This window comes from Rhizobium metallidurans (assembly GCF_014196505.1).
GTDB lineage: Bacteria > Pseudomonadota > Alphaproteobacteria > Rhizobiales > Rhizobiaceae > Rhizobium > Rhizobium metallidurans.
Map to the genome: position 1 here is coordinate 698,293 of NZ_JACIDW010000001.1, position 11,969 is coordinate 710,261.

Consider the following 11,969-nt stretch of genomic DNA (forward strand, 5'->3'; position numbering starts at 1 on the left):
ACAAATGCCGGCCAACCGTCTTTTTCATGCACCAATTGAGAGAAGGAGCATGAAAATGAAACGCATTATTCTCGCAGCAGCGATGACCTGTATGGCCGCTTCCGCTTACGCCGATGGCGCGGTTACGGGCGCTGTCGGCGGTGCCGCTACCGGTGCGATCGTCGGCGGTCCGATCGGCGCCGGTGTCGGCGCGGTCGTGGGCGGTGTTGCCGGCGGCGTGATCGATCCTCCGCCGGCCAAGGTCGTCACCTACGTCGAGCAGGCGCCGATGCCGGCACAGCCCGTCGTGGTTCAGGAACGCGTCAAGGTCGGCGTGGCCCTTCCGCCTGATGTCGTCGTCACGCCGGTTCCCGAGGATCCGAACTACGGTTACGTGATCGTGGGCCAGCAGCGCGTCATCGTCGAACCGCAGACCCGCAAGGTCGTTCAGGTCATTCAGTAGTGGCGTTCGGCCGGGAGGCCTGACCTCCAGGAGGCCTGGCCTCCGCCGAATGATCGCACAGGCGCCGGTTCACCCCGGCGCCTGTCGCGTTTCGAGAGCTTTCACCATCGAACGCCGCTGCCTGGCGGCGTTTTCCGTTGATCGGCAAGACCTCCAGCGCTCCTCGTTCTCCCTTCGCCTCTACCCCGGCTTGTCCAGGCTTTATCCAAGCAGGCGATGGCACAAGGAATGAGCCACGGCGCGCCGCGTCGTGAACGACACGCGTCCCTGCATGGGGATGTGGTGGTCGGTGCGAGCGTTGCAGATCAATATCTTGGCCGAAATCGACGTCCCAAATTTCCCCACTCGGAAAACCTCGCCCTACAATAAACGCGTCCCGTCATCGGATACCCCGGCAGGCGTGCCGGCGAGGCGGGATCGGCGCGGAGCGTGAGGGTGAGACGCAAAACCTCACGGTCCGGGTCCGCGGAAAATGATCTCCCTCCGGTGACGGCGGTTTCCCTCGCAAGAGGGTACCGAGTTGAGACCGGACGTGCCTGTGAGGCACACATGGTTCCGCCGCGAAGTTGGGCGGAAAGGCAGAGAGATCGGAGTCACGGACAAAAACCGCCGAACGGGGCGCTGGGAAGCGCCATACTCTACTTATTCAATCGAGGTGATTTCCAGCGCCCCGTCCGAGTGAAGATTGGAATGGTTGAGACACGGGTGAGAGGCCGCGTGGGGATTTGGCGTGTCTAGCGGGAGGCTTGTGGAAAGCCGGCTGCGGCCTCGATCGCGTAGGTCGAGTAGGCCGGTGGCAGGCGCTCGTAATTCTGCGCCAGCGGATCGACGCGGACGGGCTGGGAGGTCCACAGGTCCTGCTTCGGCATCACGGTCGTTTGCGAGGGGTCGGCCATGACGACGGAGGCGACCGATGCGGCAAGAATGCAGGCGCCGACGGCGCTCGATATCGCGAATGTCAGTCTCGCAACTGTGTCCATCTGTGCATGTCCTTGTCGACGGGGTGGTTCATCGCGCTTGTTCGCGGGTGGTCGGACGCGGCCGCGCCGCGTCCGATGCATAGTCGGTCGTCCGGTCAGTTGATGACCTGGATGACCTTGCGGGACGACGGTTCCACGATCACGCGTTCGTCGTTCACGATGGCATAGGAGTAGTTCGGATCCTCGGGGATCGGCGTGACCACGACGGTCTGAGGCAGCGCCTGGCCGACGACGATCTTCTCCTTGACGACGACGCGCGCGGTCGGCGCCGGGGCCTGCTGGACGTAGGTGACGACCTTGCGCGGCGGCGGATCGATCGCCGTGCCGACGACCGCGCCGGCGACGCCGCCGACGGCTGCACCGACAGGGCCGCCCACGATGGCGCCCGTGACGGCACCGCCCGCGGCGCCATTGACCGTGGAAGACTGGGCAAAGGCAACGCCCGACATGAGGGTCGCGGCGGTCGCCGCGCCGATAATGATCTTGGAGAGCATCTCTCTTCCTCCTTTTCGAGAACGACCGCACTTGGTCGCCGAGCAGACAACGGGCGGGCCAAGTCGCTGTTCCGCCACCCGGACCTCAGTCCGGCATGCACTCAGACCAAGGTCCGGGGTCGGGAACAGCCGCTCCCGCCGGCACGTTGAAGTGTCAGCAAAGACATTGAATTCGCAGCAAAGACAGGGAGTTCTCGCCATGAGCGACAGTCGAGAGACGTCTTCGATACCCGTTACGGTGAACATGTCGGTCATCGCCCTCGTCGTTTTCCTGTGCGGCGTTCTCTATTTCTTCGGCCAGGCGATGTCGGGCGGCACTGCCGAGATCAGCAAGAGCGTGGCGGGCGCCCAGATCATCGATACCCGAGACGTCGCGAATTGATATCGATGGCGGCGGCTTCTGGAATTTTTCGAGCCCGGTCCCATCTTCGTCGGACATAGGTTCGACAGGTCGCATATGCATTGGCTTTCCCACTGGAACACCCGTTCTCTGGCCGCGCAGTTTTTCATAACGGGAGGCGTGCTCTCCGTCGGGACGATGTTCGCCATCGGCATGCTGTTGACGCAGGTGATCGAGGACGCCGTCATCCGTCACACCGGCGCGACCACCGCGCTTTATGTCGACAGCGTCGTGGCGCCGGTCCTTCCCGACATGCAGACCGAGGACCTTCTGGAGGAGGGCAGTGCCCAGGCGCTCGACGAAGCGCTGACGCAGGGCGAGCTCGGCAAGCGGCTGGTCTCCTTCAAGCTGTGGCGCCGGGATGGAACGATCCTCTACTCCAACGAGAAGGATCTGGTCGGTCGCAAGTTCCCGGTCACCGACAAACTGCGCCAGGCCTTCGCGGGATCGCTGGTCGCCCGATACGAACAGGCGTCCGACCCCGAAAGCGAGAAGGAGCGGGAACTCGGCAATCCGCTGATCGAGATCTACAATCCCGTCCTCCAGCCCTGGTCCGGTCAGCCCGTCGCCGTCCTCGAATTCTACGAGACCGCCGAGGGGCTCGGCGACAGCCTGACGCGGACCAGACTTTGGAGCATGGCGTCGGTCGCGCTGTTGACGGCGATCTTCTTCCTCGCCTTGTCCGCCATCGTCTTTCGCGGCAGCAGGCTTATCGAAAGGCAACGCGGCGATCTGAAGGGCAAGGTCGCGGAACTATCGGAACTGCTCGGCGAAAACCAGGCGCTGCAGCGCCGCCTGCAGCGCGCGTCGCAGCGGGCGGCGGAACTCAACGAAAGTTATCTGAGACGGGTCGGCGCCGATCTCCACGACGGGCCGGCGCAACATATCGCCTATGCATCGCTCAGGCTCGACAGCGAAATGCTCGCCGATTCCCACACGACGACCGAGGAACGCGAAAAGGAGCTGTCCTGGATACGCTCGAGCCTCGCCGAGGCGATGGCCGAGATCCGCACGATCTGCCGCGGGCTGGTGCTGCCGCAGATCGACGGCGCCTCGTTCACCGAAATCGTCGAGCGCGTCGTCGAGGCGCATGAGGCGCGGACCGGGACCACGGTGGCGGCGGATGTCGACAGCGACGGCTCGGAGGTTTCGACGGCGCTGAAAAGCTGCATCTACCGCTTCACCCAGGAAGCGCTCAACAATGCCTACCGCCATGGCGGCGGCGTGCGGCAGTCCGTCGAGGCCAGGCTTCGCGACGGCAAGGTCAGGGTGGAAGTGCGCGATCGGGGCGACGGCTTCGATCCGAGCGAGGTGCGCCCGACCAGTATCGGGCTCGCGGGTCTGCGCGAACGCATCGACAGTCTGGGCGGACGGTTTGAAATCACCACGGGCGAGGATGGCACGGTCGTGACCATGAGCCTCGAACCCGTGGAAATGGAGGAGGCATTATGACCGCAATCACCATTGGCGTGGTCGATGACCACCCCCTGTTTCGCGAGGGGGTGAGCCGGAGCCTCGCCGAGGTCAGCGATTTCGACGTCGTCGGCGAGGGCGCGAGCGGCGAGGACGCCGTCAGCCTCGCCACCGAGAGCCGGCCCGACATCCTTCTGCTCGACGTGTCGATGCCGGGCGGCGGGCTGGATGCGATCGCCGAGATCCTGTCGCGGAGCCCCCGGACCAAAGTGCTGATGCTGACGGCCAACGAGGAGGTCGACACGCTCTCCAGCGCGCTGCAGCGCGGCGCGTCGGGTTACGTGCTGAAGGGAGTGGGCTCACGCGCCCTGGCCCAGGCCATCCGTCAGGCGCTGCAGGGAACGCGCGTCATCTCGCAGGCCATGTCGGCGAAGCTGGTGGAAAATTCGCTGCGCGGCGCCCAGTCGCCAGCGGGTCAGCTGACGCCGCGCGAGAAGGAGGTCATGGATCTCGTGGCGGAAGGGCTCTCCAACAAGCATATCGGGCTGCGGCTCGACCTGCAGGAAAAGACCGTCAAGCATCACATGACGCAGATACTGCAGAAGCTCGGCGCCACGAACCGGACCGAGGCGGCCATCAAGTGGCGTGACCAGAGCTAGGGCAGATACTTGTCCAGGCGGCTGATGTCGGCCGGCTTGGCGGGGCGGTTGCTGATCGTGCGGCCCTTGCCATCCTTGATCACGTATCGGCCACCGGCGACGGATTCGGTGATGCCGTTGCGGTGGCGCACGCGGATGGAGCCGTCGGCATTTCGCGATGCCTGCGCGCCCGAGGTGGGCGAGGTGCGGCCGCTGCCCGAGCTATCGCTACCCGAGCCACCGCTGCTTGAGCCACCGTTACTGCGGCCATCGGCACCCCGGTCCCCGGACTGTCCTGATGACGCGCCCGACGGGCCGCCATTTCCGTTGCCTTTGCCATTATTGCCGTTGCCATTCCCTCCACCATTGCTACCGCCGTTCCCGTTCCCGTTCCCGTTCCCGTTCCCGTTCCCGTTCCCGTTCCCGTTCCCGTTCCCGTTATTGGCGAACGCCTGGTCGAGCGGCATCAGCGCTGCCGCGGAAAGGCTTGCAGCTATGGCCGTGAGGAAGGAGCGTCTTGAGCGATACATCTCGTCATTTCCGTTTTCTGGCCCGTCTGCCGTCTATCGCTGTCTACGTAGAGCGCGGTGTACAGGATCTCCATGTTTTTAGGAAAATCCCGTGGTTCATCGCTGTCTACCGGCTTATGCGCGTCGATAGGATGATTGAGGACAGGGTTCGTTCGACGCCGTTCATCGCGCCGATCTCGTCGATGAGCTGATCGAGTTCGGTGATGGTGGGCGCCACGATGATGGCGATGAGATCGAACGAGCCGCTGACCGAATGCAGCGTCGTCACGCCCTGAACCCTGCCCAGCGAGGCCACCACCTCCGAGAGCGCCTTGGGGGCGATCGTGATCAGGATATGGGCGTTGATCAGGCTGGAGGAATATTCCGCCGACAGCCTGACGCCATATCCGGTTATGACACCCTCGCGCTCCAGCCGTTCCAGCCGCGCCTGGACCGTCGTTCGCGAAAGCGACAGCTTCTTGGCGAGTGCGGCGACCGGGGTCCGGGCGTTTTCCCCGAGTAGCGCGAGCAGTTCCCGGTCCTTGAGGGTCAGTTGCATCGGATCCTCGCAATTCGTCGATCTTATACGGCGATCTGACTAGATGGTGGCATCGAAATGACAGTTTCGACGCTATGAATCAACCAGCCGAAGCTTACACTTATAAGAAACCTATAGGCAAATAGCAGGGGATTTATATGAAGGTCATCGTGGTTGTCGGCGCCGGGAAAATTGGTGGCGCGATTGCTCTGATGCTGGCGGACACCGGCAGCTACCGCGTCGTCGTTGCCGACAGGGACGGGCAGCAGCTGGCGAAAATCGACCGCCATCCCGCGATCTCCGTCACGGCGGTCGATATCGCCGATCATGCCGCTCTCGTCGGTGTGCTCAAGGGCAAGTTCGCGGTGCTCTCGGCGGCGCCCTTCCATCTGACCGGCAAGGTCGCGCAGGCCGCGCTGGACGCCGGCGTTCATTATCTGGATCTCACCGAAGACGTGGCCACGACCCGAATGGTCAAGACGCTGGCGGATGGCGCCGATACGGCCTTCATCCCGCAATGCGGCCTGGCTCCGGGCTTCATCTCCATCGTTGCCAACGATCTGGCGAAGCGGTTCGACAGCCTCGACAGCGTGCGCATGCGGGTCGGCGCCCTGCCGCAATATCCGTCCAATGCCCTGAACTATAACCTGACCTGGAGCACGGACGGGCTGATCAACGAATATATCGAGCCGTGCGAGGCCATCGTCGAAGGCAAGCTGATCAACGTTCCCGCGATGGAAGAGCGCGAGGAATTCTCGCTCGATGGCGTGACCTACGAGGCCTTCAACACGTCGGGTGGCCTCGGCACATTGGCGGAGACGCTGCAGGGCCGGGTTCGCACGATGAACTACAGGACGATCCGCTATCCCGGTCATCAGGCGATCATCAAGGCGCTTCTCCACGATCTCAACCTGAAGAACCGCCGCGACGTGCTGAAGGATCTGTTCGAGAACGCGCTGCCCGCCACCATGCAGGACGTCGTCGTCGTCTTCGTGACCGTCTGCGGCTGGAAGGACGGCCGGTATCTGCAGGAAACCTATGCCAACAAGGTCTATGCGGGCATGGTTGCGGACAAGCGGATGAGCGCGATCCAGATCACCACGGCGGCAGGCATCACGGCGGTCCTCGACCTGCTGGCGGATGGAAAGCTGCCTCAGAAGGGTTTCGTGCGCCAGGAAGAGATCTCGCTCGACGATTTCCTCGCCAACCGCTTCGGCCGCGCCTACGGCGTCGAGCCGGCCAAGCGCCGGGAAACCGCCTAAGTCCCTCTCTTATTCGGCAGCGATCGCCGTTGGGATCGAGCGGCCGCGCAGCAGCGCGGTCGCTTGCGCGAGAGCTTGTTCGATGCGGCCGGTGATGGCGGGCGAGGGGGCTCCGTCGGTGAAATCCCGGCTTGATGCGTAGACGGCGGTCGGGACGACGAAGGCTTCGAAGAAGGCAAACAGCGGACGAAGCTGGTGTTCGACCATCAGCGCGTGCCGGTCGCCACCGCCGGTCGCCGTGAGAATGATCGGCTTGCCGCGCAGGTCGGCTGGATCGAGCAGATCGATCACATGCTTGAACAGGCCGGTGAAACTTCCCTTGTAGGTCGGCGATCCGATGACGAGGGCATCCGCCTCGATGATGGTCCTGACGATGGTTTGCGCCTTCGGATCGAGGTCGGTAACCGCCCGCGCCGCGGCCAGCGCCGGGCCGAAGTCTTCCACATCGAACACTTCGTGCGTCAAGCCGGCGCGCTCGGCAAGCGATGCCGTCACGCTGTCGACAAAGCGTCTGGTGCTGGAGGGGCGGGTTATGTTTCCCGAGAAGCCGACGATCAGGCCGTTGCTCATCAAATTTCCTTTCACGGGTGCGGATGCTTCATGTCGGGCATGCAGGCGTCCTTGTTCCGGCGGTCAGTTCATGGCTTCAGCCTATCAGGGCGCAGCGCTGGCGAAAGATTGCTTATTCTTTTTCTATCATTTTTGTAGATTATTTTTTCGAAATTTTCGCGGCGGTTCGGGTTGGTGATCAATCCCTCATGAACTTGCGCCGCATCGCCTCGTCGTGAGAGAAGGGGCGCACCATTCACACACCGGGGATATCGTCTTTGAGCGCCATGCATGCCCACACCGAGCTGATCGCCGTTCTGACCGCGGTCACGGGTGCGGAGCCACGCGTGATGACCGTTGATTCCGGCAACGCGCTGCCCTCCGGTCCGTTCGAACTCGGTCACCGCAGCTTGCAATCAGGCCTGCGCGAATGGGTGGGCGATCAGACGGGGCATCCCGTCGGCTATCTCGAGCAGCTCTACACCTTCGCCGATCGCGACCGTTCGTCGGTCGAGGGTCAGGGAGAAAGCGAGGAGCGCCGAACGATCTCGATCAGCTACCTCGGTCTCGTTCGCGAGCAGGCGGCGCCCGGCGCCGGCAAGCCGGGCTGGCACGGATGGTACGCGTATTTTCCTTGGGAAGATCATCGAAACGGCCGGCCGGAGGTTCTCGTCGCCATTGCCGAGCGTCTGCGCGAATGGACGGCAATGGAACCCTCCCGCCGCGAAAGCCGTCAACGCCGGGTCGATTTCGCTTTCGGGCTGAACGGTGCTGCCTGGAACGAGGATCTGGCGCTGCAGCGCTACGAACTGATGTATGAAGCCGAGATCGTCAGGGAGGCAGGCGCGGCGGCCGATCCCGCGACCGGACGCCCGATGTTCGCCGACCACCGCCGCATCCTGGCAACCGGGATCGCCCGGCTGCGCGCCAAGATCAAATACCGCCCCGTCGTCTTCGAACTCATGCCGGAGAATTTCACCCTGCTGCAGCTTCAGCGCACGATCGAGGCTTTGGCGGGGCTCACGCTGCACAAGCCGAATTTCCGCCGCCTGATCGATCAGCAGGAACTGATCGAGGAAACGGGTGGCATGACCAGCGAGACCGGTGGCCGCCCCGCCAAGCTTTTCCGCTACCGGCACGCGGTGCTCGAGGAGCGCGCACTGTCGGGTTCGAAACTTCCTCTCTCCCGCAATTGACATAAACTCGAATCGAGAATATCTATTTGCCCGAGATATACTCACTGAGAGTATATAGGGAGCTTGTTGATGAATTCGCCGATTTCCATGTCGTCGCTCTATGAGCGCGTTCGCCGAGTCATGCCTGAAGCCGAGTGGCTTTCCCATCAGGCGGATGTCGAGGCGATCCTCGAGTTGAAGCGCCGGCGCAATGCCGTGATCCTCGCCCATAACTACCAGACGCCGGAGATATTCCACGGCGTGGCGGATATCGTCGGCGACAGCCTGGCGCTGGCGCGCAAGGCCATCGACGTCGAGGCGGATGTGATCGTGCTGGCCGGCGTTCACTTCATGGCCGAGACCGCCAAGCTCTTGAACCCCGAAAAGACCGTGCTGATACCGGATATGGCGGCGGGCTGTTCGCTGGCGGATTCGATCACGCCCGAGGATATCGCGCTTCTTCGCCAGGCCCATCCGGGTGTGCCCGTCATCACCTATGTCAACACCTCGGCAGCCGTCAAAGCCGCCTCCGACATCTGCTGCACGTCGGGCAACGCCAGAAAGGTCGTAGAGTCGCTCGGCGTGCCGAGGGTGCTGATGATCCCGGACGAGTATCTGGCGCGGAACGTCGCGCGCGAGACGAATGTGGAGATCATCGCCTGGCATGGCCACTGCGAGGTGCACGAGCTCTTCAACGCGCGGGATGTGCGCGATCTGCGAGAGGCGCATCCTGGCATCACCATTCTTGCGCATCCGGAATGCCCGCCCGACGTCGTGGCGGAAGCCGATTTCGCCGGCTCGACGGCGGTGATGTCGGACTATGTCGGTGAGAAGAAGCCGGCGCGCGTCGTGCTTCTGACGGAATGTTCGATGAGCGACAACGTCGCCGTCGACCACCCGGATGTGGAGTTCATTCGTCCCTGCAACCTGTGTCCGCACATGAAGCGCATCACGCTCGCCAATATCCGCCAGGCGCTCGAAGGAAATCGCCACGAGGTGACGGTCGATCCCGCCATCGCCGCCGATGCGCGGCGCGCGGTCGAGAGGATGCTGGCGGTATGACCGAGCGCCTCGATCAGTTCGCCGGCCATGTCGCGGTGGTCGGCAGCGGACTGGCCGGATTGATGACGGCGCTGACGCTTGCGCCGCAGCCGGTCGTGCTGCTCACCCGGGCGGCACTCGGCGCCGAAACGTCGAGCGCCTGGGCGCAGGGCGGCATTGCCGCCAGTCTCGGGGGCGACGACAGCGTCGGCCTGCATCTTGCCGACACGCTGGCGGCCGGCGACGGACTGTGCGATGCCGAAGCGGCCGCCGCGATCCTGGGCGACGCGCCGCAGGCGATCGCCGCGCTGGAAACCTTCGGCGTGTCTTTCGACCGTGGGCCGGATGGCTCTTATATGCTCGGGCTGGAGGCCGCCCACTCCCGCCGCCGCATCGTGCATGTCGCGGGAGACGGATCGGGCGCTGCGATCGTCAGCGCGCTCGTCGAACGGGTCCGCCGGACCCCGTCGATCACCGTGATCGAGGGCGTCGAGGTGCGGCGGTTGCTCAAGACCGACGATGCACTGTCCGGCCTTTTGTGCGCGACGCCATCGGGGGCCGCCATCATCCCCACGACGCGGATCGTTCTGGCGACGGGCGGACTTGGCGGTCTTTATGAAGCGACCACGACGCCAACGGGCAATTACGGACAGGGCATCATGCTTGCCGCACGCGCCGGGGCCGAACTGGCCGACATGGAGTTCGTGCAGTTCCATCCGACGGCGCTCAATTCCGCCGGCTGGTGCGCCGGCCACCCGCTTGGCCTGATCAGCGAGGCGGTCCGTGGAGAAGGCGCGATCCTCATCAACGAGAAACGCGAGCGTTTCCTCGCCGATCAGCCCGGCGCCGAACTCGCGCCGCGCGATATCGTCGCGCGCGCCATCAGCGCCGAGATCCAAAAAGGCGGTGGCGTGTTTCTCGATGCACGCGAGGCGCTGGGGCAGGGATTCCCGGACCGCTTTCCGGGAATAACAAGGCTTTGCCGGCAGGCCGGGGTCGATCCGGCGCGCCAGCCGATCCCGGTGCGCCCGGCGGTTCATTATCACATGGGCGGCGTGGCGACCGATCTTCAAGGACGCAGTACGGTGGACGGCCTGTGGGTCGTCGGCGAGGCGGCCTCGACCGGCCTGCACGGCGCCAACCGCCTGGCAAGCAACTCGCTGCTTGAGGCCGCGGCGATGGGCATGCGGGCGGCCCGCGATATTCTCGCGACATCGGCTCGCAACCCTCGGCCGTGCGTCGCCGAGCGGCTGCCGTTGCCGTCGCAACTCACGCCCGTTCGCCTGATCGTGTCGCGTGGCCTCGGCGTGTTGCGCAATGCCGGCGCGATCAAGGGCGCGGTCGCCAGCCTGCTGCCGCTCGCATTGGAGGAAGGACCTTCGAGCGACCCGGCGCTGGTCGCGCTTTCGATCGCTGTCTTCGCCGCGTTGCGGGAGGAATCGCGCGGCGCCCATGCGCGCACCGATTATCCGCTGCCGCTTGCCGATGCGCGGCGACGCAGGATGACGCTCAAATCCATTCTCGACGCGGCGCACCGCATCGCGCCCCAATCCCTTGCTCATACCGCTTGAAGAGTGAAACCATCATGCTTGCTTCTCTTCCCCGCATCGTCATCGAGCCGGCCGTCCGCAATGCGCTTGTCGAGGATCTCGGCCTTGCCGGCGACATCACGTCCGCGGCCGTCATCCCCGCCGACCATCGGTCGCGCCTCGCCATGGTCAGCCGCAAGCACGGCGTCGTCGCCGGTCTCGATGCCGCCGAGCTTTCCTTTCAGCTCGTCGATCCGGCCGTCTCGATGACCCGCCACATGGATGACGGCGCCGCGCTCAAGCCCGGAGATGTCATCGCGACCATCGAAGGACCGTCGCGCGCGCTTCTGACCGGCGAGCGCACCGCGCTCAATTTCCTCGGCCACCTCTCGGGCATCGCCACCGTCGCCGCCGGGATCGTGCAGGCGGTCTCCGCCACAAGCGCGTCGGTCGTCTGCACCCGCAAGACGACGCCGGGGCTGAGGGCGCTGGAGAAATACGCCGTTCGGGCCGGCGGCGGCATGAACCATCGCTTCGCGCTTCACGACGCGGTGCTGATCAAGGACAATCATGTCGCGATCGCCGGCGGCGTTGGCGAAGCCATCCGCCGCGCCAAGGCCGGCGTTGGCCACATGGTCAAGATCGAGGTGGAGGTCGATACGCTCGATCAGCTCCGCGATGTCATGGACATCGGCGTCGACGCCGTGCTTCTCGACAATATGACGCCGGCCGATTTGCGCGAGGCCGTGGCGCTTGTCGCGGGCCGCGCGATCACCGAGGCGTCTGGCAACATCAATCCCGCCACCGCGGCCGAGATCGCCGCTTCCGGCGTCGATCTCCTGTCTGTCGGCTGGATCACGCACAGCGCCCCGGTGCTCGATATCGGGCTGGACTATCTCTAGGCTCTCGACACTTCGCTGAAATGGCCGCCCGCCGTTATCTGCGCGTCTTCACCTTGCGGAGCGGTCGGGCCATGGCGTAGATGCTTGTCGTCAGGAA

General features: G+C 64.4%; 14 protein-coding genes. 9 read left to right on the plus strand and 5 right to left on the minus strand.

Going from position 1 to position 11,969, the window contains the following annotated elements:
* The first annotated feature begins 49 nt into the window (after positions 1–49).
* Complete coding sequence (locus GGQ67_RS03040) at positions 50–442, plus strand: DUF1236 domain-containing protein (protein ID WP_425503748.1); 393 nt, start codon at positions 50–52, stop codon at positions 440–442.
* Positions 443–1,176: 734 nt separating this feature from the next.
* Here GGQ67_RS03040 and GGQ67_RS03045 read toward each other — a convergent pair.
* Together GGQ67_RS03045 and GGQ67_RS03050 are read right to left on the minus strand one after the other, a co-directional pair.
* Positions 1,177–1,422 carry a hypothetical protein gene (locus GGQ67_RS03045; RefSeq protein ID WP_183898685.1) on the minus strand — a complete coding sequence of 82 codons (246 nt, stop codon included), beginning with the start codon at positions 1,420–1,422 and terminating at the stop codon, positions 1,177–1,179.
* A gap of 95 nt (positions 1,423–1,517) precedes the next feature.
* Positions 1,518–1,916 carry a DUF1236 domain-containing protein gene (locus GGQ67_RS03050; RefSeq protein WP_183898686.1) on the minus strand — a complete coding sequence of 133 codons (399 nt, stop codon included), beginning with the start codon at positions 1,914–1,916 and terminating at the stop codon, positions 1,518–1,520.
* A gap of 199 nt (positions 1,917–2,115) precedes the next feature.
* Here GGQ67_RS03050 and GGQ67_RS03055 point away from each other — a divergent pair, with 199 nt between their 5' ends.
* The 3 genes from GGQ67_RS03055 to GGQ67_RS03065 all read left to right on the plus strand — a co-directional run bounded on the left by GGQ67_RS03055 (position 2,116) and on the right by GGQ67_RS03065 (position 4,388).
* Complete coding sequence (locus GGQ67_RS03055; protein WP_183898687.1) at positions 2,116–2,298, plus strand: hypothetical protein; 183 nt, start codon at positions 2,116–2,118, stop codon at positions 2,296–2,298.
* A gap of 75 nt (positions 2,299–2,373) precedes the next feature.
* Positions 2,374–3,768: a sensor histidine kinase gene (locus GGQ67_RS03060; RefSeq protein ID WP_183898688.1), complete on the plus strand. Its 1,395-nt coding sequence runs from the start codon at positions 2,374–2,376 to the stop codon at positions 3,766–3,768.
* Complete coding sequence (locus GGQ67_RS03065) at positions 3,765–4,388, plus strand: response regulator (protein WP_183898689.1); 624 nt, start codon at positions 3,765–3,767, stop codon at positions 4,386–4,388. Before GGQ67_RS03060 ends, GGQ67_RS03065 begins: the two co-directional genes overlap by 4 nt.
* Here the strand turns inward: GGQ67_RS03065 and GGQ67_RS03070 are convergent.
* Both GGQ67_RS03070 and GGQ67_RS03075 read right to left on the minus strand, forming a co-directional pair.
* Positions 4,385–4,897: a hypothetical protein gene (locus GGQ67_RS03070; protein ID WP_183898690.1), complete on the minus strand. Its 513-nt coding sequence runs from the start codon at positions 4,895–4,897 to the stop codon at positions 4,385–4,387. The two genes, GGQ67_RS03065 and GGQ67_RS03070, sit on opposite strands and share 4 nt — an antisense overlap.
* A 106-nt stretch (positions 4,898–5,003) precedes the next feature.
* Entirely contained in the window at positions 5,004–5,435 is a 432-nt protein-coding gene (locus GGQ67_RS03075) for an Lrp/AsnC family transcriptional regulator (RefSeq protein ID WP_183898691.1), read from the minus strand.
* A gap of 137 nt (positions 5,436–5,572) precedes the next feature.
* Between GGQ67_RS03075 and GGQ67_RS03080 the strand changes: the two genes are divergently transcribed.
* Entirely contained in the window at positions 5,573–6,676 is a 1,104-nt protein-coding gene (locus GGQ67_RS03080) for a saccharopine dehydrogenase family protein (protein ID WP_183898692.1), read from the plus strand.
* Between the two features lie 9 nt (positions 6,677–6,685).
* Here GGQ67_RS03080 and msuE read toward each other — a convergent pair whose 3' ends face one another.
* Positions 6,686–7,246 (minus strand): FMN reductase, encoded by a 561-nt coding sequence (gene msuE / locus GGQ67_RS03085; RefSeq protein ID WP_183898693.1) that lies wholly within the window; start codon positions 7,244–7,246, stop codon positions 6,686–6,688.
* A 266-nt stretch (positions 7,247–7,512) separates the two neighbouring features.
* Here msuE and GGQ67_RS03090 point away from each other — a divergent pair, with 266 nt between their 5' ends.
* The 4 genes from GGQ67_RS03090 (at position 7,513) to nadC (ending at position 11,872) form a co-directional block, all read left to right on the plus strand.
* Positions 7,513–8,421, plus strand: coding sequence for an NUDIX hydrolase (locus GGQ67_RS03090; protein ID WP_425503751.1), 909 nt, complete (start codon positions 7,513–7,515; stop codon positions 8,419–8,421).
* Positions 8,422–8,490: 69 nt separating this feature from the next.
* Complete coding sequence (gene nadA, locus GGQ67_RS03095; protein WP_183898695.1) at positions 8,491–9,462, plus strand: quinolinate synthase NadA; 972 nt, start codon at positions 8,491–8,493, stop codon at positions 9,460–9,462.
* A complete protein-coding gene (locus tag GGQ67_RS03100; RefSeq protein WP_183898696.1) occupies positions 9,459–11,012 on the plus strand; it encodes an L-aspartate oxidase in 1,554 nt (517 codons plus the stop codon). The genes nadA and GGQ67_RS03100 overlap by 4 nt, the downstream gene beginning before the upstream one ends.
* A gap of 11 nt (positions 11,013–11,023) precedes the next feature.
* Positions 11,024–11,872, plus strand: a complete 849-nt coding sequence (gene nadC / locus GGQ67_RS03105; protein WP_183898875.1) for a carboxylating nicotinate-nucleotide diphosphorylase — start codon at positions 11,024–11,026, stop codon at positions 11,870–11,872.
* Positions 11,873–11,969: the final 97 nt, after the last annotated feature.

Bases quoted from the DNA above. Each gene is read 5' to 3' on its own strand.
- GGQ67_RS03100 (WP_183898696.1), top strand. From the start codon at position 9,459: ATGACCGAGCGCCTCGATCAGTTCGCCGGCCATGTCGCGGTGGTCGGC.
- GGQ67_RS03075 (WP_183898691.1), bottom strand. From the start codon at position 5,435: ATGCAACTGACCCTCAAGGACCGGGAACTGCTCGCGCTACTCGGGGAA.
- GGQ67_RS03040 (WP_425503748.1), top strand. From the start codon at position 50: ATGAAAATGAAACGCATTATTCTCGCAGCAGCGATGACCTGTATGGCC.
- nadA (WP_183898695.1), top strand. From the start codon at position 8,491: ATGAATTCGCCGATTTCCATGTCGTCGCTCTATGAGCGCGTTCGCCGA.
- GGQ67_RS03080 (WP_183898692.1), top strand. From the start codon at position 5,573: ATGAAGGTCATCGTGGTTGTCGGCGCCGGGAAAATTGGTGGCGCGATT.
- GGQ67_RS03055 (WP_183898687.1), top strand. From the start codon at position 2,116: ATGAGCGACAGTCGAGAGACGTCTTCGATACCCGTTACGGTGAACATG.
- GGQ67_RS03090 (WP_425503751.1), top strand. From the start codon at position 7,513: ATGCATGCCCACACCGAGCTGATCGCCGTTCTGACCGCGGTCACGGGT.
- GGQ67_RS03045 (WP_183898685.1), bottom strand. From the start codon at position 1,422: ATGGACACAGTTGCGAGACTGACATTCGCGATATCGAGCGCCGTCGGC.
- GGQ67_RS03050 (WP_183898686.1), bottom strand. From the start codon at position 1,916: ATGCTCTCCAAGATCATTATCGGCGCGGCGACCGCCGCGACCCTCATG.
- GGQ67_RS03065 (WP_183898689.1), top strand. From the start codon at position 3,765: ATGACCGCAATCACCATTGGCGTGGTCGATGACCACCCCCTGTTTCGC.
- GGQ67_RS03070 (WP_183898690.1), bottom strand. From the start codon at position 4,897: ATGTATCGCTCAAGACGCTCCTTCCTCACGGCCATAGCTGCAAGCCTT.
- msuE (WP_183898693.1), bottom strand. From the start codon at position 7,246: ATGAGCAACGGCCTGATCGTCGGCTTCTCGGGAAACATAACCCGCCCC.
- GGQ67_RS03060 (WP_183898688.1), top strand. From the start codon at position 2,374: ATGCATTGGCTTTCCCACTGGAACACCCGTTCTCTGGCCGCGCAGTTT.